The sequence below is a fragment of the Pseudomonas corni genome, from assembly GCF_057128765.1.
In genome coordinates this window covers 15,511-40,377 of the sequence record NZ_JBSKHW010000013.1, presented here as the reverse complement: position 1 = coordinate 40,377, position 24,867 = coordinate 15,511, and the positions used below count along the sequence as shown (strand labels likewise).

Below are 24,867 nucleotides of genomic sequence, written 5' to 3'. Positions count from 1 at the left end.
TGTTGGCGAGATCGGGCACCGCGGTGTGTCAGGCAAGACGCCTCGCGAACAAGTTCGCTCCTACAGGCGAGATCGGGCACTGCGGTGTGTCAGGCAAGACGCCTCGCGAACAAGTTCGCTCCTACAGGCGAGATCGGGCACTGCGGTGTGTCAGGTAAGACGCCTCGCGAACAAGTTCGCTCCTACAGGATTGGCATCAGTGGGTTTTTTTGACGCGAAACCACGCCGCATACAGCGCAGGCAAAAATAGTAGTGTCAGCGCCGTCGCCACGATCAGCCCTCCCATAATCGCCACCGCCATCGGGCCGAAGAACACGCTGCGTGACAGCGGAATCATCGCCAGCACCGCCGCTAGCGCAGTCAGCACAATTGGTCTGAAACGTCGCACCGTGGCTTCGATGATCGCCTGCCAACGGTCTAGCCCACCGGCGATGTCCTGCTCGATCTGATCCACGAGAATCACCGAGTTGCGCATGATCATCCCCGACAGGGCAATGGTCCCGAGCATCGCGACGAAGCCAAACGGCTGGCCGAAGATCAGCAGGAACAACGTGACCCCGATCAAACCGAGTGGGGCGGTCAGAAACACCATCACGGTGCGTGAGAAACTGCGCAGCTGGATCATCAGCAACGTCAGCACTACCACGATGAACAAAGGCACACCGGCGTTCACCGAATTCTGCCCGCGCGCCGCATCTTCAACCGTGCCGCCGACTTCCAGCAGATATCCGTCCGGCAGTTCTGCGCGCACGCCATCGAGGGTGGGCATGATCTGTTTGACCAGCGTTGCCGGTTGCTCTTTGCCGTAAATGTCAGCTCGCACCGTCACGTTCGGCAGGCGGTTGCGATGCCAGATAACGCCCTCTTCAAAACCGTATTCCAGCGTCGCCACTTGCGACAGCGCCACACTGCTGCCATTGGCGGTCGGGATCGACAGGCTCGACAGCGCGCCCAGTTCCTGTCGCTCGCGCTCGGTGCCGCGCACCAGGATTTCAATCAGTTCGTCGTCCTCGCGGTATTGGCTGACGCTTGAACCGGTCAACTGGCTCTGCAGGAAGCGCGACAGATCCGCCGTGGTGACGCCCAAGGCACGCGCACGATCCTGATCCACGTTCAGATAAATGACTTTGCTCGGCTCCTCCCAATCCAGATGCACATTCACCACATGGGGGTTTTCACGGACCTTGGCGGCAACCTTACGCGCCAGTGCGCGCACCTGATCGATGTGCTCGCCGGTCACCCGAAACTGCACCGGATACCCTACAGGCGGGCCGTTTTCCAGGCGTGTCACCCGAGGGCGTAACATCGGAAACTGCTCATCCAGGGTGGTGATCAGCCAGCTACGGAGGACCTCTCGGTCTTCGATGGTTTTAGCCAGAACGACGAATTGCGCGAAGCTCGCCGCTGGTAATTGCTGGTCCAGCGGCAAATAGAAACGTGGCGAACCGGTGCCGACATACGCAACGTAATTGTCGATGCCTTCGTGGTCTTTGAGCATCGCCTCAAGACGCTTGACCTGCTCGGTGGTACTGCTCAACGAAGCGCCTTCGGCCAGCTTCAGATCGACCATTAACTCCAGTCGCCCTGAGGCGGGAAAGAACTGTTGAGGCACGAAACGAAACATCGCAATCGACAGCACGAACAGCAATAGCGTCAGGACGATGACCGTCTTGCGTCGGCGCACGCACCAGCCCACCAAACCCCGGACGCGCTTATAAAACGGCGTGCCATAAGGGTCGGGCGCATTGGGGCCGGTGCCATGTCTGGCTGCGTGAATCTTCGCCAGGTCCGGCAGCAGGCGCTCGCCCAGATACGGCACGAACACCACGGCCGCGACCCACGAAGCGAGCAGCGCGATGGTCACCACCTGGAAGATCGAACGCGTGTATTCGCCGGTGCTGGACTGCGCAGTGGCAATCGGCAAAAAACCCGCCGCCGTGATCAGCGTGCCGGTGAGCATCGGGAACGCGGTGCTGGTCCAGGCGAAACTGGCGGCCTTCATCCGGTCGTAGCCCTGCTCCATTTTGATCGCCATCATTTCAACGGCGATGATCGCGTCGTCCACCAGCAGTCCCAACGCCAACACCAGAGCGCCGAGGGAAATCTTGTGCAAGCCGATCCCTAAGTAGTACATGCAGGCGAACGTCATCGCCAGCACCAGCGGAATCGCCAGCGCGACGACCAGGCCGGTGCGCATACCCAGCGAGAAAAAGCTCACCAGCGGGACGATGCCCAGCGCTTCGGCCAGTACCTGGACGAACTCACCCACGCCGGTTTTGACCGCCGCCGGCTGGTCCGACACTTTGCGCAATTGCATGCCAGCGGGCAGGTTGCCTTGCAATCGCGCGAATTCACCTTCTAGCGCCCGGCCCAGAACCAAAATGTCTCCGCCGTCTTTCATGGCCACGGCCAGGCCGATAGCGTCCTGGTCCATAAAACGCATGCGCGGCGCCGGAGGATCGTTGAAACCACGATGAACTTCGGCCAGATCGCTGATGCGGAACGTGCGGTCGCCCACGCGGATCGGGAAGCTGCGAATCTCATCGACGGTTTCAAAACGCCCGGTCACGCGCAGTTGCACGCGCTCGCTCGGGGTTTCAAAAAAGCTCGCGGCGATGACAGCATTCTGTGCTTCGAGGGCTTGCTGGACCGCCTGCATCGGCAGTCCGAGGGTGGCGAGTTTGACGTTGGACAGCTCGATCCAGATTTTCTCGTCCTGCAACCCGAGCAGTTCGACCTTGCCCACGTCCTTGACCCGTTGCAGCTGGATCTGGATGCGATCGGCGTAATCCTTGAGCACGGCGTAGTCAAACCCCTCGCCGGTCAGCGCGTAGATGTTACCAAACGTGGTGCCGAACTCATCGTTGAAGAACGGACCCTGCACGCCGACGGGGAGGGTCTGACGGATATCGCTGATCTTCTTGCGGATCTGATACCAAAGCTCGGGCAGTTTTGCCGACACCAGGTTGTCCCGCGCGACGAATGTCACCTGAGACTCGCCGGGTCGCGAAAACGAGGCAATGCGCTCGTAATCGCCAGTTTCCATCAGCTTCTTTTCTATGCGATCAGTAACCTGCCGCGCAACCTCTTCAGCGCTGGCGCCGGGCCACAACGTGCGAATGACCATGGCTTTGAAGGTGAACGGCGGGTCTTCGCTTTGCCCCAGCTTGGTGTAAGACAGCGCGCCAACCACCGCCAGAAGAATCATTAAATACAGGACCATCTGGCGGTTGCGCAGGGCCCATTCCGAGAGATTGAAACGCATCCGGGCCTACTCCTTCGCCGCCAGTTTCACCGCTCGATTACTGCGATCCACTGGACGAATCGGTTCGCCCTCGTGCAGCACATGCACACCGGCTGCGACCACCCAATCGGTGGCTTCAAGCCCGCTCAGGACGGGCACCGTTTCCTGCCCATAGGCGCCGACCTGCACCGGCGTACGCTTGAGCGTGTTGTCGCTTTGCACGCGCCAGACGTAAGTCTCGCCGTTCTCGGCAGTCAGCGCCGACAAGGGCACCGACAACGGAACATTTTGTTCTGACTGGATAAACACCCGGGCGCTTTGGCCCAGGTCGGCAGGCACCTTGCCCTCGGCAAAGGCAATGCGGGCTGCGAAGGTACGCGACCTTGGATCGGCTGCCGGGGACAGTTCACGGATACGGCCGGGGAAACGCTGATCGCGCTGGGTCCAAAGCTCAACCGACACCGGCTGGCCGATTTTGAAACGACCGTAGTTTTGCTCCGGCAGGCTGATCAGCACTTCACGCTCGCCGTCGGCGGCCAGCGTAAACACCGTTTGCCCCGCCGCCACTACTTGCCCGACTTCCACCAGGCGCTTGGCAACCACCCCGTCCTGAGAAGCACGAAGCACGGCGTAACTGGTTTGATTGCCGGCCACTGTGAACTCTGCTTTCAACTGTCTGAGGCGCGCGTCCCCGGCGCGGTAGAGATTTTCGGCGTTGTCGTATTGAGATTTGCTGACCATTTGCTTGTCCATCAGCGTCTTGTAACGGTCACGTTCGGAACGGACCATCTGCAGATTGGCTTCGGCGGCGGCGACTTGAGCGCGTGTGGCATCCAGTTGCAGGCGCACGTCCTGGGCATCGAGCTCTGCCAGCGGTTGATTGGCCTTGACTCGCTCGCCCTCTTCCACCAGGCGCTTGCTTACTTTGCCGGGGATTCGAAACGCCAGTTCCGGCTCGAACCGGGCGCGCACTTCACCGGGATAGCTGTCCATCGATTGGGCGGTAGGCTGTGGTTGCACTACCATGGCCGGGCGCACGGTGGCGGGGACTGATACTTCCTGACCGCAGGCTGTCAGAAATGACGCCAGGCTGATGGAGACGGCGAGGAACAAAGCATCGCGGAACATGATGTGAAACCTGCGCAAGGAGGGCTTGGAATAATTGTACTGCCGAGTATATTTAAAATTACCAAACTGACCAGTCCACTATTGAAATGAATATGCCTGACCAACCCATGACCGATCCAACCTCCCCTTCCGGCCCTGGTCGCCCGAAAGACCTGATCAAGCGCCAGGCGATTCTCGACGCGGCGAAAAACCTGTTCGTGCGCAACGGTTATGCGAGCACCAGCATGGATGCGGTTGCGGCTGAAGCCGGGGTATCCAAGCTCACGGTCTACAGTCATTTCACCGATAAGGAGACGCTGTTTTCTGCGGCGGTGGTGGCGCGCTGTGAAGAGCAGGTGCCCGAACTGTTTGTGGATTTGCCCGTGGATATGCCGGTGGAGAAAGTGTTGCTGGGTATTGCGAGAGGGTTTCAGACGCTGATCAACAGCCCGGAATCGTTAGAGCTGCACCGCCTGATGATTGCCCTTGGCAGTCAGGACCCAAAGCTGTCACGGGTGTTTTTCGAGGCGGGTCCGCAGCGAATTCTTCATGAGATGGAGCGATTTCTCACACACGTCAACGACACCGAAGGCCTGCACTTCGATTCGCCGGCCAGCGCAGGCGAACATTTCCTGAGCCTGGTGAAGGGCGCGTGCAATTTTCGATTGCTGATTGGCTGCGGCGAATTGCCGGACGACGAGGCGGCCGAGCGTCATGTGCAGGACGTGGTGGGGTTGTTTTTGCGGGGTTATAGAAACGCGTGATAAACCCTGTAGGAGCGAACTTGTTCGCGAGGCGATACGCCTGACACACCGCAGTGGCGGATCTCGCCAACAAGTTGGCTCCCACAGAAGGAGCGGGGCCTAACCTAGGACTTCAACGCCTTCTTCGGATAGATGTCATACCGGCTGGATTTTCCATCCAGCGCATAACTCGGTTTAGGCCCTTCGATGCACGGCGCCTTGCGCGGGCGTTTGACCACAACACGGTGGGTTGCCAGCGCCAAGGCCGCTTCGAGCAACGCCGGGGCGTCCATGTCATCGCCGACCAAAGGTCTGAACAGGCGCATTTCCTTCTTCACCAGTGCCGTTTTCTCACGATGGGGAAACATCGGATCGAGGTAGATCACCTGCGGCGGCTCGCCTTCCCAGTTGCGAATCAACTCGATGGAATTGCCCGTCAACAAGCGCATCTGGCTGATGATCGCGCCCACTTCCCGGTCTCGTCGACCCCGCGCCAGGCCGTCTTCCAGTAACGCAGCGATGATCGGTTGGCGTTCGATAAGGCTCATCTCGCATCCCAGACTCGCCAGCACGAAAGCATCCTTTCCCAGCCCCGCAGTCGCGTCGAGCACCTTGGGGCGAACCCCCGGCTGAATGCCGACCGCTTTGGCGATCATTTGCCCGCTGCCGCCTCCGAACAACCGCCGATGAGCCACTGCCCCTTCGACGAAATCCACACGCACAGCGCCCGGCACGTCATCGCCCAACTGCTGCAACTGCAAACCGGCGTCGGTCACTTGCAGGGCAAAATCCGCCTCGGCATCTTCCAGCGGCAAACCCAGACGCTGCGCCCACTGCTCAGCGAGCGCCTGCCCCTCGGCAGTCAATGCCTGGACCCGGATGCGACTGCCCGTTTGTTGCTCACTCATTGTGTCCACACGCTCAAATTTTCTTAATGATTGGCAACGACTGCCGATAACAAAAGTATCCGGCATTTTGCCAGAACCCACGGTATGTACTGAGCCCAATGTCAGACATTCAGCAATCATCCTCCATAGGTTACTTGACGTACGCTGGTGACTACAGCGTACGCAATACCCAGACCCTGAGCGGCGTCACGCAGCTCTGGCAGGATGCATTCGCACGGGCGATGGCGCAGCAGGTCGAGGACAACGCTGGCGAGGCGCCGCAATTCCCCGTCGAAGCTGCGATGGACAGCATGACTGGCGAGCCAGTCGCTGGCGCGAAGGTCTTGGGCAAAATCGTCGATCAACGCGAACTGCAGGTTCACGACACTGAGCGCAAACCACCAGAACCGCTGTTCCTGCCCATCGCCGAATTTGAGTGGGATCTGGCCGACAAACCTGCCGAGCCGTTCAGCGCTGGCGAACTGATCGAACAACAACGCAATCTGGAATTCGACAGCAACTGGGTTCGCCCAACGGTGTTGGCACCTTATGACGACAGCGTCATACCTGGCCCTGGGCCGCAACCCCGTCCACTGTTTCTGCCGATTGCCGAGCTGGAATGGGATCTGGCCGACAAGCCTGCCGAGCCGTTCAGCCTGAACGAGATGATCGAACAACAGCGCAACCTGGATTTCGACAACGGCTGGGCGCGACCGATCGTGCTGCAGAATTTGCGTCAGGCTGCTTGATTTTCGCGCGCGACACACGCCTTTTATCGAAGCGTCGCCGCGCCCTGTAGGAGCCAACTTGTTGGCGAGGCGGCTTCAGCGTCATCCGCAAGATTGCCTCGCGAACAAGTTCGCTCCTACAGAGAAGCGGGGTCCGCGACATCAAGCCCGCGCGAAATTACTTACTCACCGACAAACCCGCCAACCGCCCATATCCAGATGAAAGTGATTGCGGTGTGCGGCGTTGTAGTCCGGGCTGAGCACGGTGTTGAAGTTCTTGCAGGCGCCATCGCGCACCAGCCTTAGAAACCGCCCGTCATCGGCCGCCTCTTTCCAATCCTTTAGCACCGAAATCCTTCGCCCGTCTGCGAGCCGAAATCCGGCGATATCCAGCGCGTTGGCGGAGGCATGTTGGCTGAGTCGTCCCTCGGAACGGTTGTAGACATTGCGACAGGCGAAGCTGCCAAGGTGGTCAACCTGCGTCACCTTTTGCCCGAACACCTGTTGTGCAGCCGGTTGCAGCGCATGGATATCAAACAGCGCGTAAGCCACAGCCAGCGGGCAACTGGCAAGAAAGCTGCTGCTGAGTGCGACATCCCCCCCCTGAATCCGCAGCGTATTGGTCAGTGGACATTTCGCATCGGGCGCACTGTCGGCCTGATGGCTGAAACGTAGGGAAGAGGTGCGCAGCGCCTGATCACACAGCTCAGGATCGTTCTGCAGTCTGGACAGTTTGTAGGAGGTCAGCAGATTCGGCGTATCGCGCACGTCCAGCGGCGCCCAGGGATTCCAGCGTGGCGGCACGTCCAGCCAGCCCCTCCAGACCGAAAACACCGCGCCCGCACAAGCCAGCACCAACAAAAGAAATAGCCACAAACCGCGCACCGTCAGCCTTTGAACAACGTGTTCAAGTGATCGAACGGCAATGCGTCCTCGGCGTAGCTGAATGTACCGGCGCTGCGGATTTCCTCGGCAGCGCGGTAGAAACCACCCCATGCCGCACGGGCCAGTGAGGAACCGACGCTGATGCGCTTGACCCCGCACTCAGTCAAATCCGCCACCGACAGCGTCACGCCGCCAAGGCCCATCAGCACATTCACCGGCTTCGGCGCGACGGCATGCACCACAGCAATCACCTCTTCTCGGGTGCGTAACCCCGGCGCGTACAGCACATCCGCGCCTGCATCGGCATAGGCTTGAAGCCGCTTGATCGTGTCGGAAAGATCCATCCGGCCGTTCAGAAGATTCTCCGCGCGGGCCGTCAACATAAAGGGGAACGGCAGGCTACGTACGGCGGCCACCGCTGCCTTGACTCGCGCGACTGCCAGCTCGAAGTCATAAATCGGATCGTCCGGGTTGCCGCTTGCGTCTTCGATAGAACCCCCAACGATACCCGTCGCCGCAGCTTTCAACAGCGTGTCGGCGCAGCCTTCGGGGGAGTCAGCGAAGCAATTTTCCAGATCAGCCGCCACAGGAAGTGAGGTAGCGGCAACGATGCTTGAGACATTGGCCAGAGATTCTTCGCGGCTGATTGCGCTTTCGGCGTCCGCCCGCCCCAGAACAAACGCCAGGCCTGCACTGGTGGTGGCTAGCGCTTCAAAGCCCATGGAGGCAAGCATCTTGGCCGAGCCTGCGTCCCATGGATTAGGGATGACGAACGCCCCGTCGCGCTCATGCAGCGCTTTGAAGGTTTGCGCGCGGATTAGCTGTGAGGGTTCCATCGGACCGGTCTCTGGGGATTGGGGGAAGGATAGGGATGGCAAAGAGTAGTGCAATTTCCTACGCAAGAGTTCAGCGCAAAACGTTGCTAATCGTTGCCTACAACAAGCCTAACTGCTCGACCTCTGGCCCGCGATCCAGCACCGGCAACGGGGGAAGTCCGGGCAGCAAAATCATCATCTGCTCATGAAAACGCCGCGCCAGATCAGGCGCTTGAATGTTGTCCGGGGTATGCAGGAACACATACGGCGTGCGGCCCTCCTCGATCCAGCCAGCTACTTTCTGAGCCCATTGCTCGACAAAGCTATCGTTGGCCTCAAGTTGCGGATGGCCAATAAAGCGCACCTGCGGAAATTGAGTGAGCGCAGCCGGACGTGGCGGCACCTTGGGCTTTTTCGATTGTGCATGCAGTACGGCAGGGTCAGTGGACACGCAGCTGAACAACGGGCGGGAGTCCAGGCAGATGCGCTCGACGCCGCGGTCCAGCAACAGGCGATTGAGCTGTTTCTCGTCGTCGCCTTTTTCGAAGAACGCCAGATTGCGGACTTCCACCGCCAGCGGTCGCTCTAGCGCATCAATGAATGCCGCCAGTTCGTTCAGTCGCGACGGCGTGAAGCTCGCCGACAATTGCAGCCAGAATGGCGCGACCCGTGCGCCCAACGGCGCCAGCAACTGGACGAAACCTTCCATGGCGACAAGGTGATCGCGCAGGTCGCCGCCGTGGCTGATGTCACGGGGGAACTTGGCAGTGAATCGAAAGTGTTCGGGCATGGTTTCAGCCCAACGTTGCACCGTGCTCGGCGCAGGGCTTGCGTAAAACGTGGTATTGCCTTCTACGGCGTTGAACACTTGGGCGTAAAGCCCGAGGAAATCAGTGCTACGGGCGTCTTCGGGGTACAGCGACTGGCGCCAGGCGCTTTCACTCCAGGACGGACAACCGATGTAATAAGGCGGGTTGGCGACGTTCAAACGTGTAAATCGAGTCCTGAGACCTCAAGGTCCCAATCGACAAACGTAGAAGTCGTCAGATAGCTGCTCAGGGCGTGGGCAACTCGGGTGCTCATGGCGCGGGGGAATATGATGTCTTGCTGGCGGGCGGGCACGTTGGCTGTGCTGCCGGTTTGACGGCGCGGCTGCTGGGCAACCACTTCGATGTCGCTATCCAGTTCTTCAAAGCTCGCGTCCACCTGCGCAGAGCCTTTGCGAGGCTTGCGCTTGATCGGATACGACTGTTGTGAGGGACCAGTGATGCGCATCGATACTTACTCGGCGTCTTGTAGTGGCAATTTAATCTCGCGGGCCAGCCTTATGCAACCTGCGAACGTTAACTAGACCACAGTTATTACAAAACGTTTAAAGCCGCCGAGCGGAAATAAACGTTTTGTCGCCGAACGGTCGTGATTTGCGTGACCTGGCTGCCGAATGTTGCGTACGCGGCGGTCCATAGGAGCACGACGAGGGGTGTCAGATACACCGAGGCGTCAACTTCGCGGGCAAGCCTCGCTTCAACGGGGTTATGGCCGCTTGGCACCCTTGAGTCCGCCACTACCCCCTGTAGGAGCGCGCTTGCTCGCGATCACGGTGGGTCAGGCAGATCAATATTGAATGGGCGGAAGCTATCGCGGGCAAGCGCGCTCCTACAATCGTCGGCTCAGCGGGCTTTGGGTGTAGCGACCTTGTCGCGCAGGTAAACCGGCTGAGCATCATCAGCGACAATCGCTTCGCCGCGCAGCCAGGCGAAGGTGGCCAAGGTGAGCAGGTCTTGCGCATGGGGCAGCATGGTTGCGTCCGCGCCGACCAGAGTCACGGGCATGCGCTCGGCGTAGCCCCAGCCGGTTCCGGCACCGAACCAGTCGCCGCTGGCATCGACCGGCAACGCGGCATGTTCGGGAGGCAATACGGCTTCGGCGCCGACCAAACGCATTTCCCCGGATGCAGCCCGATAGCAACCCCAATACACCTCATCCATACGCGCGTCGATGGCGGCCGCAACTTGAAGAGCGCCCTGTTCGCGATATGCACGTTGGGCCAGACCGGCCAGATTCGACACCGGCAGCACCGGACGGTCGAGACCGAACGCCAGCCCCTGAACCACGCCAATGGCGATCCGCACGCCAGTGAAAGCCCCCGGTCCACGGCCAAAAGCGATGGCGTCCAGCGCCGACAGACCAATACCGGCTTCGGCCAGCAAATCTTTGATCATCGGCAACAGGCGCTGGGCATGCAGGCGCGGGATCACCTCGTAGTGAGTCAGTACTTTGCCGTCATGCAGCAAAGCAACTGAACAGGCTTCAGTGGCGGTATCCAGGGCCAGCAAGGTGCTCATCGGGGTTTCCATGGTAGGTAAAAAGTGCCGCATTATAAACAACAACGGCCCGCAAGCGGGCCGTCGTTAACTGCGTCCGAGCAACTATCAGCTCAGCGCTTCCAGCACCTTGGCGGTGATGGCTTCTACAGAACCTACGCCTTCGATATGGCTGCACTTTGGCTTGCCATTCTTGGTTTCGAGTTTCTCGTAGAAATCTACCAGCGGCTTGGTCTGCGAGTGATAGACCGACAGACGATGACGCACGGTGGCTTCAACGTCGTCCTTGCGCTGCACCAGCGGCTCGCCGGTCACATCGTCCACGCCTTCGGTTTTTGGCGGGTTGTAGACCAGGTGATAAACACGGCCCGAGCCTTCGTGAACGCGACGCCCGGAAATACGCTGAACGATCTCTTCGTCGTCGACTTTGATTTCGACCACGTTATCGATGGTCAGACCGGCAGCCAGCAGTGCTTCAGCTTGAGGAATAGTGCGGGGGAAGCCGTCGAACAGGACGCCATTGGCGCAATCGGGTTCTGACAGGCGATCCTTGATCAGACCAATGATCAGGTCGTCGGACACAAGGCCGCCGCTGTCCATGACACTTTTAGCCTTCAGGCCCAACTCAGTACCGGCCTTGACTGCTGCGCGCAGCATGTCGCCAGTGGAAATTTGCGGGATACCGAATTTTTCGGTGATGAACTTTGCCTGAGTACCTTTTCCGGCCCCGGGAGCTCCCAGCAGAATCACGCGCATTGTTGTGCTCCTCAATTTTTATAAAGATGTCGTCGGATTCGCCTCGTGGGGCCAATCTTAAAAAAAAGAAATACTGACCCAACGGCCAAAGGCTGATCAAGATACACAGCCGACACAGGCGGCACAAGCCGCCGAAAGTCGCAGTAACCCGAGACAAATCGGTAGCTTGCTGGCGTTCAACGAGTGGGTATGACGTGGCGCAACCTTATAGGGATGCGCCGTTCCCGATCATCCTTGCGCCGCGAATCACGGGGGCGCGTGTCCCGCTCGCGACCTGCCGCCCTCAACCGGTGTTGCGCAATCCGGCGGCTATCCCTGCGACAGACACCAGCAGTGCCTGCGCAAGCGGACCTTCGAGCGTTGCATCCTGAGTGCGCGAACGAGCCAGCAATTCAGCCTGCAATAGATGAAGAGGATCAAGATAGGTATTGCGCAAATTGATGAACTCCAGGGTCTCAGGACTGTGGGCAAGCAATTGCTCCTGCCCGGTCAGACCCAGCACCACCTTGCATGCCTGCGACAATAAGTCGCGTAAATGCGCCCCCAAATGTTGCAAGCCCGGCTCCACCAGACGTTCGTCATACAGCTGAGCAATGTCGCTGTCGGCTTTGGCCAACACCATTTCAAGCATATCGATACGGGTTCTGAAAAACGGCCATTGCTCGCGCATCTGTCCCAGCACATCCCCTTCGCCACGTTCCAGCGCCTTGCTCAACGCCGACTCCCAACCCAGCCAGGCCGGTAACATCAGGCGGGTCTGGGTCCAGGCAAAGATCCATGGGATAGCACGCAAACTTTCGACGCCGCCCTCACGCCGCTTGGCTGGACGACTGCCCAATGGCAGCCGACCCAGTTCCTGCTCGGGCGTGGCCTGACGGAAATATTCGACGAATTCGGGGTTCTCGCGCACCACTGCGCGATAGGCCGCCACGCCATCGCTGGCCAATTGATCCATCATCGTGCGCCAGGCCGGTTCCGGCATCGGCGGCGGTAGCAGAGTCGCTTCCAGCACAGCGGCCAGGTAGAGATTGAGGTTTTGCTCGGCAATGTCCGGCAGCCCGAATTTGAAGCGGATCATCTCGCCCTGTTCGGTGGTGCGGAAACGACCGGCAACCGATCCTGGAGGTTGCGACAAGATGGCCGCGTGGGCGGGACCGCCGCCGCGACCCACCGTGCCGCCACGACCATGGAACAACAGCAGTTCGATCTGCTGGGCACGGCAGATCTCGACCAGTTTTTCCTGAGCACGGTATTGCGCCCACGCCGCAGCGGTGGTGCCTGCGTCCTTGGCCGAATCGGAATAGCCGATCATGACTTCCTGAGGCCCGTGCAAACGCAATCGATAGCCCGGCAGGCTCAGCAAAGTTTCGATCACGGGACCTGCGTTATCCAGGTCGGCCAGGGTCTCGAACAGCGGCACCACCCGCATCGGCCGCTGCAGCCCCGCCTCTTTCAACAACAACTGCACCGCCAAGACGTCCGACGCAGCGCCCGCCATGGAAATAACGTAGGAGCCCAGCGACGCAGCGGGCGCAGCCGCCACTTCACGGCAGGTCGCCAACACTTCGGCGGTGTCGGCCGCTGGTTTGAAATGACTCGGTAGCAGTGGCCTGCGGTTGCTCAACTCACGCAGCAGAAACTCGATACGCGCTTCTTCGTCCCAGTCCTCGTAACGACCCAGGCCTAGGTAATCGGTGATCTCGGTCATCGCCGACCTGTGTCGGGTGGAGTCCTGACGCACATCCAGCTTCACAAGGAACAAACCGAAGGTCACGGCCCGGCGCAGGCAGTCGAGCAGCGGTCCATCGGCGATCACACCCATGCCGCATTCATGCAGCGACTGATAGCACAGCTGCAACGGGTCCAGCAGCTCGCGATTATTGTGCAACACCGCTTCCGGCGCAGGCTGCGTAACCGCAAGCGAGGCATGTGCCCAGTTGCGAGTAGCGCGCAGTCGTTCACGTAATTGCTTGAGCACGGCGCGATAGGGTTCGGCGCTGTCACCTGCCAGCGTCTGAAGGGCGTCATTGGCCTGCTGCATCGACAGCTCGGCGGCCAGTTGATCGACATCACGCAAGTAAAGGTCGGCCGCCATCCAGCGCGCCAGCAACAGCACCTCACGGGTCACCGCAGCTGTCACGTTAGGGTTGCCATCGCGGTCGCCGCCCATCCAGGAAGCAAAGCGAATTGGCGCGGCCTCAAGGGGCAGATGAAAGCCGGTGGCCGCATGCAGCACTTTGTCCGCTTTACGCAGATAATTGGGGATGGCCTGCCAAAGCGAGTTCTCGATGACGGCAAATCCCCATTTCGCTTCATCGACCGGAGTCGGACGCGTACGGCGGATTTCTTCGGTGTGCCAGGCTTCAGCGATCAGCAACTGCAAGCGCTCGGTGATCTGCGCGCGCTCCTGCTTATTCAGGTCGCGGTGATCCAGGGCAGCCAGTTGCGCGGCGATGGCGTCGTATTTCTGAATCAGGGTTCGCCGCGCCACTTCCGTGGGGTGGGCAGTCAGTACCAGTTCGATTTCAAGCTTGCTGATTTGCCGCGCGAGGGCTTCAGGCGCGTGACCGGCTTGCTTGAGTCGCTCCAGCAGTTCTGGCAGAACCCGTGATTCGAAGGGCAGCGGCTTGCTGTCGTCGCGACGATGGATGAGCTGATATTGCTCGGCGATATTGGCCAGGTTGAGGAACTGGTTGAAGGCCCGTGCGACGGGGAGCAACTCGTCCTCGCTCAGGCTCTCCAGGTTGGAACTCAACTGCTCGGTGCTCTGGGTCGAGGCGCGTCGCCCAGCTTTGGCACTCTTGCGGATGCGCTCGATCTTCTCAAGAAAATCAGCGCCGCGTTGATCGCGGATCGTGTTGCCCAGCAGTTCACCCAGCAGGTGAACGTCCTCGCGCAAACGTGCATCGATATCAGCCATCTAGCCCTTCTCCTTAGCGTTTTTATCCGGGGACGGTTCAGCCTGAACCAGGTCGAAACTGAACGCGCGCGCAAAATCCGTCTCTATCTACTGTGCATAGCGCAACAAATTCACACAAGTGCTACCGACCGCCCAGATCCGGCTAGTCTCATCAACGAACCCCATCAGGGCGCTAATACTTGCTTGCACCCGCCGCTACGCGGGTCTTTGAAGAGGTCAGTATGAAAATTCGCGAACTCGCCAACCACTGGGAACAAACCGCCAAAGGTCGCCTGACAAAGACCGGTTATGAGGTCCATCTGGACGTCGAGGCCGCAGCGCGTCTGGCCGCCATCGCCCAGATGTATCCCAAACGCGTTCCCGAAGAGCTACTGGGTGAACTGATCGGCGCTGCGCTGGAGGAACTGGAGGCAAGCTTCCCGTACGTGAAAGGGTCGCACGTGGTCGCTACGGATGAAGAAGGTGATCCGCTTTACGAAGACGTCGGTCCCACGCCTCGTTTTCTGGAATTGTCCAAGCGCTATCTGCAGGATTTGACCGATCAGCAAGACACGCAGCAGCACTGATTACGACGTCGCTTTTCACCTTCGGATAATGCACGCCAGCCCTTCTAAATCGGGCTCGGTGTGTATTTTCTTGTGTCAATTTTGAGGCGTCAATTTTACAACGCGAAACAAATGCAGGCCGAATGTTCATGATAAAGGCTGAACTATTCAAAAACCGCGCAGGTCCGAGCAGTTAGCCATTACAGAAAAAGCCGACAGATGGCAGAGGCTCGCGGCCTTTGGGCCAGACCTCTACAGGCGCAATGACTGTCTTGGAAAAACTATGTTTTCAGGAGTAACACAATGGAGTTGATTACGATGAACACCAGCACTGCCAAAACCAAGTTCAATGGCCTGCGCGGGCTTAAATTGGCCGCGCTGGCTCTCGGTACCAGCTTTATCCTCGCCGGTTGTGCAGGTAACCCGCCTTCCGAGCAATACGCAGTCACTCAATCGGCAGTCAATGCTGCCGTGACTGCCGGCGGTACCGAATTCGCCCCAGTGGAAATGAAGTCGGCGCAAGACAAGTTCAAGCAATCTGAACTGGCCATGCAAGAAAAGAAATACGACGAAGCCCGCAAATATGCCGAACAAGCTGAATGGGATGCTCGCGTAGCAGAGCGTAAAGCTCAGGCTGCCAAGGCTCAGAGAGCTGTGCAAGACGCGCGTCAGGGTGTCAACGAGCTGCGTGAAGACGGCATGCGTCAGATCCAGCCGATCAGCAAGTAACTCTGCGCCCCTCAAGCATTGGCCATTGATTTAAAGGACGAACCTATTATGCGTAAACAAGTACTTATCCCTGCCCTGTTGGCCCTGAGCGTTGGTCTGGCTGCTTGCTCCACACCACCTAACGTGAACCTGGAACAAGCGCGCACCAACTACACGGCGCTGCAAAGCAATCCAAAAGCCAGCCAACTGGCGGCTCTGGAGACCAAAGATGCGAGCGAGTGGCTGGACAAGGCCGACGCTGCTTACCGCCACAATGACGACGAGAAAAAAGTCGATCAGCTGGCTTATCTGACTAACCAGCGCGTTGAGCTGGCCAAGCAGACCATCAATCTGAAAACCGCCGAAGGCGATCTGAAAAACGCCGCAGCCCAACGTGCTCAAGCGCGTCTGGACGCTCGCGATGCACAGATCAAGGCACTGCAGAACAGCCTGAACGCCAAGCAAACCGAACGCGGTACGCTGGTAACTTTCGGTGACGTGCTGTTTGACCTGAACAAGGCTGAGCTGAAATCCAGCGGTCTGGTCAACGTGAACAAGCTGTCCCAGTTCCTGCAGGAAAACCCTGATCGCAAAGTGATCGTTGAAGGCTACACCGACAGCAGCGGTTCGGCGTCTTACAACCAGTCCCTGTCCGAGCGTCGCGCCAATTCTGTGCGCATGGCCCTGGTCAAAATGGGTGTAGGTCCTGAGCGCATCGTGTCGCAGGGTTATGGCAAGGAATACCCGGTTGCTGATAACACCAGCGCTTCGGGCCGTGCCATGAACCGTCGTGTGGAAGTGACCATTTCCAACGACAACCAGCCGGTTGCACCGCGTACTTCGATGCAGTGATCGACTGACGCTGTAAAACAAAGCCCCGCCTGTTGATAACAGGCGGGGCTTTTTTGTGTGAGCCATAAACCGATTCCGAAAGGCAATGGCCCTTTCCTGTGGGAACGGACCTGTCCGCGAATGCGGCGTTTCAGACGCTACAAATCCGGCGAATGTGCCGCCCTCTTCGCGGAGAGGTCCGCTTCCACGGTGCCATGGTGTAAGGGAAATCTCACGGCAGCAACTGCTGCGGCGTCTCCTGCCCCATGCAACGCACTGCCTGCTTTTTGCTATTGATCAGCACGCCGGTCAGGCCTTTTTGCTCGGTGTCGAATAGCACCAGGACTCCGTCGATGCATTGCGCAACTTGCGCCGCGGGTTCGAGCGCGACTTTGTAGTCCTCGCCCGGCACTGTCTTGAGCAGCGTGAATTGATCTAATAGCAACGCATCCTCCGGCTTGGCGAAGTGCAGATAACCGTAGTACCACAGCACCCCTACCGTACCGAGGATGCAGGCGATGCCCGTAATGATGAGGGGGATGGCGTTGCGTTCTTCGGTCATTGCGCAGTCTCGGTAGATGGCGAAGCTTTCGGCGTGCCAGTCTCAGGATAATTGGGCACTTCGGCCAGACGGCGCAGGCCATTGAAGTGCTGCGGGTCTTCCAGATAACGAATCATGACCTGGCGCCAGGTCGGGTCTGCGAAGGTCTGGACATGAGCTCCTCGGGTCAGCTGCAGCACACGGGGCGGGGGCGCGGCTTGATACAGACTGATGCCGTTGTAGAGCGGCACTTGCGTGTCGTCCAGACTTTGGAACAACAGCATGGGTGTACCCGCCAGCTTCGGCAGGCCATTGATGGCGCTGTCTTCGTCTGGAATCACCCACGACAGCGGACGCTTGAATGGCCAGGTCAGCCAGGACGTGCTGAGGGTGTAGCGCGCGACCTCACGATAACTCGCTGGCACTCCATCGAGCACCAACGCCTTGACCCGAGCTCGCTGCTGCGGATGCTCAGCCAAGTAATGCACGGCAAGCGCGCCGCCGATGCTCTGGCCCAGCACTGCTAATGGTTTGCCTTGCACCTCAGGGGCTTTGTTCAGCCAGTCGAATGCGGCGTCGATGTCCTGATAGATCGCCGGCAGGCTTGGTTCGCCTTCGGACAATCCATAACCGCGATAGTCCAGCAACAGGACTTGATATCCCTCTTCAGGCAGCCACCACGTACCGCCCAGATGCCACGACATATTGCCGCCGTTGCCATGCAGGTGCAGCACCGTGCCTTTGACCGGCACACCCTCTTTAGCGGGCAAAAACCAGCCGCGCAGATGCGTGCCGTCTGCGGCAGTCAGGTTGACGTCGCGATATTGCAGATGTGCTTTGTCGGGAGTCAGCGGCAGGCCGGTTTCCGGATAAAACAGCAGGCTGGTGCAGCCGGAGAGGATCAGTGTCAGAGCGAGGGTAATGAGGGGCTTCAAGCGGATTCCTTTTTATTTTGAATCATCCAGCCAGGCAAATGCCGTTGTAGGAGCGCGCTTGCCCGCGATTACGGTGTGTCAGTTAACCCTTTTGTTGCGGGCAATATCGCCATCGCGGGCAAGCGCGCTCCTACAATTCACCAGCTCACAAGATATTGGAATAATCCGCCTCGATCCGGTCCAGGCTCAGGTGATTGAGGAAGTTGGAGAAGCACATCCATGCCGACAGCGCGTTCATGTCGCGAAACTGTTCGGGCAGGTATTTGGGCGCGACCACCAGTCCCTCGTCCACCAACTGCCGCAGGGTGCGCATGTCTTCCAGGGTCGTCTTGCCGCAGAACAACAACGGCACCTGCTCCAGTTTGCCTTTGCGCACGGCCAACTGGATGTAGTTGTAGACCATGATGAAGCCCTTCAAGTAGGACAAGTCCTTGGTGAAAGGCAGACCATTGGGCACAGAGCCGCGGAAAACGCGGCTGGCATTGCCATAGCTTTCCGGCATGCCGAAACCCTGCTCACGGTAGAATTCGAACACCTGCAGGAAATCCGCGCCCTCTTCGGCCATGTGTATGGCCCGAGTGCGGTTGGTCAGCTTGCGCAGACGACTCGGGTAGGACGCGAAGGCGATGACTTCCATGAGGATTGCCAGGCCTTCCTGCGTCACTGTCGACGACGGCGGGCCCTTGGCGAGAAAGGTACAGATCGGTTGATTCTGCCCGTTGAGCGTGGTGCCCACGTGTACCAGGCCTTCGTGAACCTCCAGCGCCCGAACATCACGTTCATTGAACATCGCGTCGCTGCGGATCTTGATGTAATCGGCGCCCGCCGCTGCGTCAGCCACGATGCCGTCCGACTCGAAAACCCGGATCGTGCCTTCAGCTTCACCGAACACCCGATTCAACCGGCTTTGCAGCAAGTCCACGGCATCCTTGGCTGTCAGGATTTTTGGCTCGTCCTTCAAATCGCCGCGACCGGCGATATTGTTCAAATAATCCGAGAGCATCAGCCCCAGATCGGCCAATGTCGGGTCGCCGGCGTGAAATGCATCGGACGCCGAGCCGTAGAGCTCTTGGGAAATGAGCCCGAAATCCGGCGTGCCGCGCGCTTCCAGCATGCGGATTACCATTCGGTATTCCTTGCACATGCGCCGCATGATTTGCCCGACCGGGTTGAACTGGCCCAACTGTCGGGTGATGTCACGCTCGATGTTCTGGAACTCCAGTTTGGCAGCTCCGGAGTCAAACCCCAGCGGACGGTTTTCGTAATACGCACGATCAACGGCAGGCATTTTTTTGCCTTTGGCCGCCAGAAAATCCTGCTTGATGGAGTCGTCCCACTTCACCGCATCTAGGACACGAATGGGCGTCTGCGCGACGACGATACGGTCGGATAACGCGCGAATGGTTAGCTGGTATTCGTCCACTCAACATTCCTTTTTGATTAGCAGCACTACTGCTTGGTCATACGCTGGTATTGAGCTGCTTTGAGAAATACATCGGAGTTGGCCGGGTCGTCCAGATAGGCGAAAACGCTGTTCAGAGGGCTGGTGATCAATACGCCGGGGCCCTTTTCCGTATCCGTTGCCTGCCCGTCGAATACTTTCTGATCGACCAACTGCTGCAAGCGGTCCACGTCCAGGTCGTAGACCACTAACTCGTCTGCCGATGCGTCGTTGTCGATCAATTCGAAACCGGCCATGACGTAATTGGCGCCGTATTTTTCCGGCAGCGCCGCCGAGAGATACCAACGGCTGCCATGACGGCTGACGGTGAAGGCGTACTCATCGCGGTTCTTGCGATCGCCCTTGCGATAACTGACGGCCTTGTATTGATTGGCGCCAGCCCGGCTGATTTCCAGTTCCAGCGGCTCGCCCCAGGCGTTTTTGCTGGTCCAGGTCCCCAACAGCTTGGTCGGGGCGGTTTCATTGGCGGGCAAGGGGTCCTTGAACGTCACCAGGCATCCGCTCAACAGCGCGAACGACAAAGCGAGCAACACGCGCCAGGCTTTCATCGGGTTCTCCTGAAATGAGCGATCTTACGCGCCTATTGGCTGCGCAGTGCCCAGCACCAGATGCATTTGGCGACTGAGAATAGCGAGCATTTCTTCATCTGCATGGGGCTGTGGTCCGTTCAGCAGGCCCTGATATTCCATCCGACAGATAATGCCCGTCAACACTTGAGCATCCAGATGAGGCTGTTTAGAGCCCATGACCTCCAGAAACTGACTGCTGCCCTGCAGCAAAATCTGCTGGTGAGCACTGACCAGCGCGCCAAGCCTGGGGTTAATCAACGCCTCGTGACGGAACGCGTGTTCGGCGATCAATTGGTCGCGACGGGTCATTAGCTGATGGCGGATGTAGTCCATGGCCATACGCGCGATTTCATCAGCCAGGCGCGCGCGGGCGTCGTGACTGCCGTCGTTGCGGGCGAGCATTTCGCGCAGTACGACTTCGGTGTTGGCCCACAGTTTTGCCATGTAGGCCGCGCTGCGCTCGACGTATTGGGCGAAGGCATCAGTGAGCAAGTCGTCGATGTCTTTGAAATAGTAGGTGGTCGCGGAGAGCGGAACAGCGGCCTCTGCCGCCACCGCCCGATGACGCACCGCGCGCACTCCGTCACGAATGACAATGCGCATTGCCGCGTCGAGAATCTGCTGTCGACGCTGTTCGCTTCCCTGTCGACTGGCCTTGCGGCCCTGATACTGAACACTCTCCGCCACGGCCGTTGCCAGGCCGGCGGCTCCCTTTTGAGCGATCGTACGATTCACGACAGGTTTTCCTCTTTGGTGCGTTGTAGTGGATTGGATCGAAAATCTTTATCGTCTGGACCGACGCCTTCGCGGACAAGCGCGCTTCTACTTTGGAACGCGGTCCACTGTAGGAGCACGCTTGCCCGCGATAGCGTCCGTTGAGTCACCTGAACACTCACTGAACAGCCAAAAAAAAGCCGCCCAACTCAGGCGGCTTTTTCATACAGCAATTACGCTTGCGGCCGCATGTGCGGGAACAGGATGACATCTCGAATCGATGGCGAGTTGGTCAGCAACATGACAAGACGATCGATACCGATGCCCTCACCCGCCGTTGGCGGCATGCCGTATTCCAGCGCGCGGACGAAATCGGCGTCGTAGTGCATGGCTTCGTCGTCGCCCGCGTCTTTATCGGCCACTTGCGCCATGAAGCGCTCCGCCTGGTCTTCCGCGTCGTTCAACTCGGAATAAGCGTTGGCGATTTCACGGCCGCCGATAAACAGCTCGAAGCGGTCGGTGACGTTCGGGTTGTCATCGTTACGACGGGCCAGTGGCGAGACTTCAAACGGGTATTGGGTAATGAAGTGCGGCTGCTCCAGCTTGTGCTCGACCAGCTCTTCGAAAATCATCACCTGCAATTTGCCCAGACCTTCGAAGCCCAGCACCTTAGCGCCGGCTTTCTTGGCGATGGCGCGAGCCTTGTCGATGTCGTTCAAATCGTCAGCAGTCAACTCAGGGTTGTACTTGAGGATCGAATCAAACACCGACAGACGCACGAACGGCTCGCCGAAATGGAACACCTTGTCGCCATACGGCACGTCGGTGCTGCCCAGAACCAGCTGCGCCAGCTCGCGGAACAGCTCTTCGGTCAGGTCCATGTTGTCTTCGTAGTCCGCATACGCTTGATAGAACTCAAGCATCGTGAACTCGGGGTTATGGCGGGTCGAAACACCTTCGTTACGGAAGTTGCGGTTGATCTCGAACACCTTTTCGAACCCACCCACGACCAGACGCTTGAGGTACAGCTCCGGCGCGATACGCAGGAACATTTCCAGATCCAGCGCGTTGTGGTGAGTCTCGAACGGCTTGGCCGCTGCGCCACCCGGAATGGTCTGGAGCATCGGTGTTTCGACTTCGAGGAAGTCGCGCTTCATCAGAAAGCTGCGGATGTGGGCGATGACTTGCGAGCGCACGCGGAAGGTTTCGCGCACGTCTTCGTTGACGATCAGGTCAACGTAGCGCTGACGATAGCGCTGCTCGGTATCGGTCAGGCCGTGGTGTTTGTCGGGCAGCGGACGCAGGGATTTGGTCAGCAGGCGCACGGTGGTCATTTCAACGTACAGGTCGCCCTTGCCGGAGCGCGCCAGCGTGCCTTCGGCAGCAATGATGTCGCCCATGTCCCAGGTTTTCACCGAGGCCAGGGTTTCTTCGGACAAGGTCTTGCGGTTGACGTAAACCTGAATGCGACCGGTCATGTCCTGGATCACCATGAACGAGCCACGGTTGAGCATGATGCGACCGGCAACCTTGACCGGGATCGCAGCCTCTGCCAGCTCTTCCTTGGTCTTGTCCGCGTACTGTTTCTGCAGGTCATTGCAGTAGCTGTCGCGGCGGAAGTCGTTGGGGAAGGCCTGACCCTTGGCGCGCTCGGCGGCAAGCTTTTCCTTGCGCAGGGCGATCAGGGAGTTTTCTTCCTGTTGCAGGGCTTGCGGGTCGAGTTGTTGGTCGCTCATGTCTTTTGATTTTCCGTCACAGGTTCGTTGCCCCTCGACTTGATCGAGGGATCGCGGGCGGCAGCATCATGATGACGTGCCGGCCCGCAACAGTGGTGTCGCGTTTACAGCCCTTGCTTGAGGCTCGCGATCAGGTATTCGTCGATGTCGCCGTCGAGCACTTTGTCGCAATCGCTGCGTTCAACGCTGGTGCGCAAATCCTTGATCCGCGAGGCGTCGAGCACGTAGGAGCGAATCTGATGACCCCAGCCGATGTCGGACTTGGTGTCTTCAACCGCTTGCGAGGCTGCATTGCGCTTCTGGATTTCCTGCTCGTACAAGCGCGCCCGCAGCATTTTCATGGCGGTGTCTTTGTTCGCGTGCTGGGAGCGTTCGTTCTGGCAACTGACCACGGTGTTGGTCGGAACGTGGGTGATACGTACCGCCGAGTCAGTGGTGTTTACGTGCTGACCACCGGCACCCGAGGAGCGATAGGTGTCGATGCGCAGGTCCGACGGGTTGATGTCGATTTCGATGTTGTCATCGATTTCAGGCGACACGAACACGGCCGAGAATGAGGTGTGACGGCGGTTGCCGGAGTCGAACGGGCTCTTGCGCACCAGACGGTGCACGCCGATTTCAGTACGCAGCCAGCCAAAAGCATATTCGCCCTTGATGTGGACGGTTGCGCCTTTGATCCCGGCGACTTCGCCGGCAGACAATTCCATGATGATGGCTTCAAAGCCGCGCTTGTCGGCCCAGCGCAGGTACATGCGCAAGAGGATGTTGGCCCAGTCCTGAGCCTCGGTGCCGCCGGAACCGGCCTGGATATCGAGGTAGGCATTGTTGGGGTCCATTTCGCCGCTGAACATGCGACGGAATTCAAGCTTCTCCAACGATTCGCGCAAGCGCTCGACTTCGGCAGCGACGTCATCGACGGCAGCCTGGTCTTCTTCTTCGGCAGACATCAGCAGCAGGTCTTTGGCATCGGCAAGCCCGGTGGACATTTCGTCCAGGGTGTCGACGATCTGTGCCAGCAGCGAACGCTCGCGGCCCAGACTCTGTGCGTATTCGGGTTTGTTCCAGACGTTTGGATCTTCGAGCTCGCGGTTAACTTCGGTCAGACGATCATGTTTGTGATCGTAGTCAAAGATACCCCCGAATGGTTTCGGAACGCTCGGACAGGTCCTTGATGCTGTTTAGGATCGGGTTGATTTCCATGGTAGGCAGCACTCGCAGGCGAAATTTTCAAAGCCGGCGAGTATACCCTAGCCGGCCTCGGTATGGCAGGCCGTTGGGCAGGGTTGTCAATATGAGAATGCCCCCATTGTAGAAGCGCGCTTGCCCGCGAAGGTGGCGTGTCAGCGGTATTGCTTCGCGGTTTATCTGACACAACGCAATCGCGGGCAAGCGCGCTCCTCCAGGTTTCAGCCCACCACCACCTGATTACGCCCATTGTGCTTGGCTGCATACAGACCCTGGTCGGCGCTCTGGATCAACTGGCGACTGTGGCTGCCCACCTGTGGCACCACCGTGGACAGCCCGATGCTGACCGTCAGCACCGAACCCTCGACCGGGGCGTTGTGGGGGATGCTCATGCCAGCGATGGTCTGACGCAGCTTCTCGGCCAGCAGACGCGCGCCGCCCGGGGAAGTATTGGGCAGCACCAGCGCGAACTCTTCGCCACCATAACGGGCAGGCAAGTCCGAGGGGCGGCTGCCGCTGGCGCGAATGGCTTTGGCCACCTGACGCAGCGCTTCGTCCCCTTCCAGATGGCCGAAGCTGTCGTTGTAGGCCTTGAAATAATCTACGTCGATCATCATCAGCGACAACTGACCCTGTTCACGCATCGCGCGACGCCATTCCAGCTCAAGGTACTCGTCGAAATGTCGACGGTTAGACAGCCCGGTCAGGCCGTCGGAGTTCATCAAGCGCTGCAACACCAGGTTTGTGTCGAGCAATTGCTGCTGACTGACTCGCAGCGCCCGATAAGCTTCATCGCGCTGCAACAGCGTCATGTAGGAGCGCGAGTGATAGCGAATACGCGCCACCAGCTCGATGTTGTCCGGCAGCTTGACCAGATAATCGTTGGCCCCGGCCGCGAAAGCCGCGCTCTTGATCAGCGGGTCTTCCTTGGTCGACAGCACGATGATCGGGATATCGCGGGTCATCGGGTTGTTTCGGTATTCGCGCACCAGCGTCAGCCCGTCCAGACCCGGCATCACCAGGTCCTGAAGAATGACCGTCGGTTTGATCTGCACGGCTTGAGCGATGGCCTGATGGGGATCGGCGCAAAAATGGAAATCGATATTGTCTTCATGGGCCAGCCCGCGCCGCACTGCTTCCCCGATCATGGCCTGATCGTCAACCAGCAGCACCATCGCGGCGTTCTCGTCGGTCGTCTTCACGTCGTCCAACTGCAAATCATGCATTAACAG

Annotated in this window: 23 protein-coding genes; 5 read left to right on the top strand and 18 right to left on the bottom strand. The window is 59.0% G+C overall.

The window, feature by feature from the left end; all coding sequences use genetic code 11:
* Positions 1-196: 196 nt before the first annotated feature.
* Together ACWKV9_RS19495 and ACWKV9_RS19490 are read right to left on the bottom strand one after the other, a co-directional pair.
* A complete protein-coding gene (locus ACWKV9_RS19495) occupies positions 197-3,265 on the bottom strand; it encodes an efflux RND transporter permease subunit (protein ID WP_483837775.1) in 3,069 nt (1,022 codons plus the stop codon).
* A 6-nt stretch (positions 3,266-3,271) separates the two neighbouring features.
* Complete coding sequence (locus tag ACWKV9_RS19490) at positions 3,272-4,372, bottom strand: efflux RND transporter periplasmic adaptor subunit (RefSeq protein WP_483837774.1); 1,101 nt, start codon at positions 4,370-4,372, stop codon at positions 3,272-3,274.
* Positions 4,373-4,479: 107 nt separating this feature from the next.
* Between ACWKV9_RS19490 and ACWKV9_RS19485 the strand changes: the two genes are divergently transcribed.
* Entirely contained in the window at positions 4,480-5,115 is a 636-nt protein-coding gene (locus tag ACWKV9_RS19485) for a TetR/AcrR family transcriptional regulator (protein ID WP_483837923.1), read from the top strand.
* Between the two features lie 104 nt (positions 5,116-5,219).
* Here ACWKV9_RS19485 and ACWKV9_RS19480 read toward each other — a convergent pair whose 3' ends face one another.
* Positions 5,220-6,002 (bottom strand): class I SAM-dependent methyltransferase, encoded by a 783-nt coding sequence (locus ACWKV9_RS19480; RefSeq protein WP_483837773.1) that lies wholly within the window; start codon positions 6,000-6,002, stop codon positions 5,220-5,222.
* A 98-nt stretch (positions 6,003-6,100) separates the two neighbouring features.
* On the opposite strand from ACWKV9_RS19480, the gene ACWKV9_RS19475 reads away from it, so the two are divergent.
* A complete protein-coding gene (locus ACWKV9_RS19475) occupies positions 6,101-6,730 on the top strand; it encodes an energy transducer TonB (RefSeq protein WP_483837772.1) in 630 nt (209 codons plus the stop codon).
* A gap of 165 nt (positions 6,731-6,895) precedes the next feature.
* Here the strand turns inward: ACWKV9_RS19475 and ACWKV9_RS19470 are convergent, their stop codons facing one another.
* From ACWKV9_RS19470 to ppc, 7 genes are all read right to left on the bottom strand, one after another.
* Positions 6,896-7,585 carry an extensin-like domain-containing protein gene (locus tag ACWKV9_RS19470; protein ID WP_483837771.1) on the bottom strand — a complete coding sequence of 230 codons (690 nt, stop codon included), beginning with the start codon at positions 7,583-7,585 and terminating at the stop codon, positions 6,896-6,898.
* Between the two features lie 11 nt (positions 7,586-7,596).
* On the bottom strand, positions 7,597-8,430 hold the full coding sequence (locus tag ACWKV9_RS19465) for an isocitrate lyase/PEP mutase family protein (RefSeq protein ID WP_483837770.1): 834 nt from the start codon (positions 8,428-8,430) through the stop codon (positions 7,597-7,599).
* A 97-nt stretch (positions 8,431-8,527) separates the two neighbouring features.
* Positions 8,528-9,397: a DUF72 domain-containing protein gene (locus ACWKV9_RS19460; protein ID WP_483837769.1), complete on the bottom strand. Its 870-nt coding sequence runs from the start codon at positions 9,395-9,397 to the stop codon at positions 8,528-8,530.
* Positions 9,394-9,684: a hypothetical protein gene (locus ACWKV9_RS19455; protein ID WP_483837768.1), complete on the bottom strand. Its 291-nt coding sequence runs from the start codon at positions 9,682-9,684 to the stop codon at positions 9,394-9,396. Before ACWKV9_RS19455 ends, ACWKV9_RS19460 begins: the two co-directional genes overlap by 4 nt.
* A 395-nt stretch (positions 9,685-10,079) precedes the next feature.
* A complete protein-coding gene (tsaB, locus tag ACWKV9_RS19450; protein WP_483837767.1) occupies positions 10,080-10,754 on the bottom strand; it encodes a tRNA (adenosine(37)-N6)-threonylcarbamoyltransferase complex dimerization subunit type 1 TsaB in 675 nt (224 codons plus the stop codon).
* Between the two features lie 87 nt (positions 10,755-10,841).
* Positions 10,842-11,489, bottom strand: coding sequence for an adenylate kinase (gene adk, locus ACWKV9_RS19445; RefSeq protein WP_483837766.1), 648 nt, complete (start codon positions 11,487-11,489; stop codon positions 10,842-10,844).
* 283 nt (positions 11,490-11,772) lie between these two features.
* Complete coding sequence (ppc, locus tag ACWKV9_RS19440; RefSeq protein ID WP_483837765.1) at positions 11,773-14,409, bottom strand: phosphoenolpyruvate carboxylase; 2,637 nt, start codon at positions 14,407-14,409, stop codon at positions 11,773-11,775.
* Between the two features lie 221 nt (positions 14,410-14,630).
* Here ppc and ACWKV9_RS19435 point away from each other — a divergent pair, with 221 nt between their 5' ends.
* From ACWKV9_RS19435 to lptF, 3 genes are all read left to right on the top strand, one after another.
* A complete protein-coding gene (locus ACWKV9_RS19435) occupies positions 14,631-14,975 on the top strand; it encodes a pilin assembly protein (RefSeq protein ID WP_483837764.1) in 345 nt (114 codons plus the stop codon).
* A gap of 282 nt (positions 14,976-15,257) precedes the next feature.
* The gene (locus ACWKV9_RS19430) at positions 15,258-15,683 is read left to right on the top strand and encodes a DUF4398 domain-containing protein (RefSeq protein WP_483837763.1); all 426 of its coding nucleotides are present in this window, start codon (positions 15,258-15,260) and stop codon (positions 15,681-15,683) included.
* 48 nt (positions 15,684-15,731) lie between these two features.
* Entirely contained in the window at positions 15,732-16,514 is a 783-nt protein-coding gene (lptF, locus tag ACWKV9_RS19425; RefSeq protein ID WP_483837762.1) for a lipotoxin F family OmpA-related lipoprotein LptF, read from the top strand.
* Positions 16,515-16,725: 211 nt separating this feature from the next.
* Here lptF and ACWKV9_RS19420 read toward each other — a convergent pair whose 3' ends face one another.
* The 8 genes from ACWKV9_RS19420 to ACWKV9_RS19385 all read right to left on the bottom strand — a co-directional run bounded on the left by ACWKV9_RS19420 (position 16,726) and on the right by ACWKV9_RS19385 (position 24,861).
* Entirely contained in the window at positions 16,726-17,055 is a 330-nt protein-coding gene (locus tag ACWKV9_RS19420) for a PA3694 family proteiin (protein ID WP_483837761.1), read from the bottom strand.
* Positions 17,052-17,969 carry an alpha/beta hydrolase gene (locus ACWKV9_RS19415; RefSeq protein WP_483837760.1) on the bottom strand — a complete coding sequence of 306 codons (918 nt, stop codon included), beginning with the start codon at positions 17,967-17,969 and terminating at the stop codon, positions 17,052-17,054. The genes ACWKV9_RS19420 and ACWKV9_RS19415 overlap by 4 nt, the downstream gene beginning before the upstream one ends.
* 145 nt (positions 17,970-18,114) lie before the next feature.
* Positions 18,115-19,392 carry a flavohemoglobin expression-modulating QEGLA motif protein gene (locus ACWKV9_RS19410; RefSeq protein WP_483837759.1) on the bottom strand — a complete coding sequence of 426 codons (1,278 nt, stop codon included), beginning with the start codon at positions 19,390-19,392 and terminating at the stop codon, positions 18,115-18,117.
* A 26-nt stretch (positions 19,393-19,418) separates the two neighbouring features.
* Positions 19,419-19,979, bottom strand: coding sequence for a hypothetical protein (locus ACWKV9_RS19405; protein WP_483837758.1), 561 nt, complete (start codon positions 19,977-19,979; stop codon positions 19,419-19,421).
* Between the two features lie 24 nt (positions 19,980-20,003).
* Positions 20,004-20,735, bottom strand: a complete 732-nt coding sequence (locus ACWKV9_RS19400; RefSeq protein ID WP_483837757.1) for a TetR/AcrR family transcriptional regulator — start codon at positions 20,733-20,735, stop codon at positions 20,004-20,006.
* 212 nt (positions 20,736-20,947) lie between these two features.
* Positions 20,948-22,450: a lysine--tRNA ligase gene (lysS, locus tag ACWKV9_RS19395; protein WP_483837756.1), complete on the bottom strand. Its 1,503-nt coding sequence runs from the start codon at positions 22,448-22,450 to the stop codon at positions 20,948-20,950.
* A 104-nt stretch (positions 22,451-22,554) separates the two neighbouring features.
* Positions 22,555-23,650, bottom strand: a protein-coding gene (gene prfB, locus ACWKV9_RS19390; protein WP_483837755.1) for a peptide chain release factor 2 whose coding sequence is annotated in 2 segments (ribosomal slippage) — positions 22,555-23,577 and positions 23,579-23,650 — 1,095 coding nt in all. Because the reading frame shifts where the segments join, the coding sequence is not laid out codon by codon here.
* A 206-nt stretch (positions 23,651-23,856) separates the two neighbouring features.
* Positions 23,857-24,861 carry a diguanylate cyclase domain-containing protein gene (locus tag ACWKV9_RS19385; protein WP_483837754.1) on the bottom strand — a complete coding sequence of 335 codons (1,005 nt, stop codon included), beginning with the start codon at positions 24,859-24,861 and terminating at the stop codon, positions 23,857-23,859.
* Between the last annotated feature and the right edge of the window lie 6 nt (positions 24,862-24,867).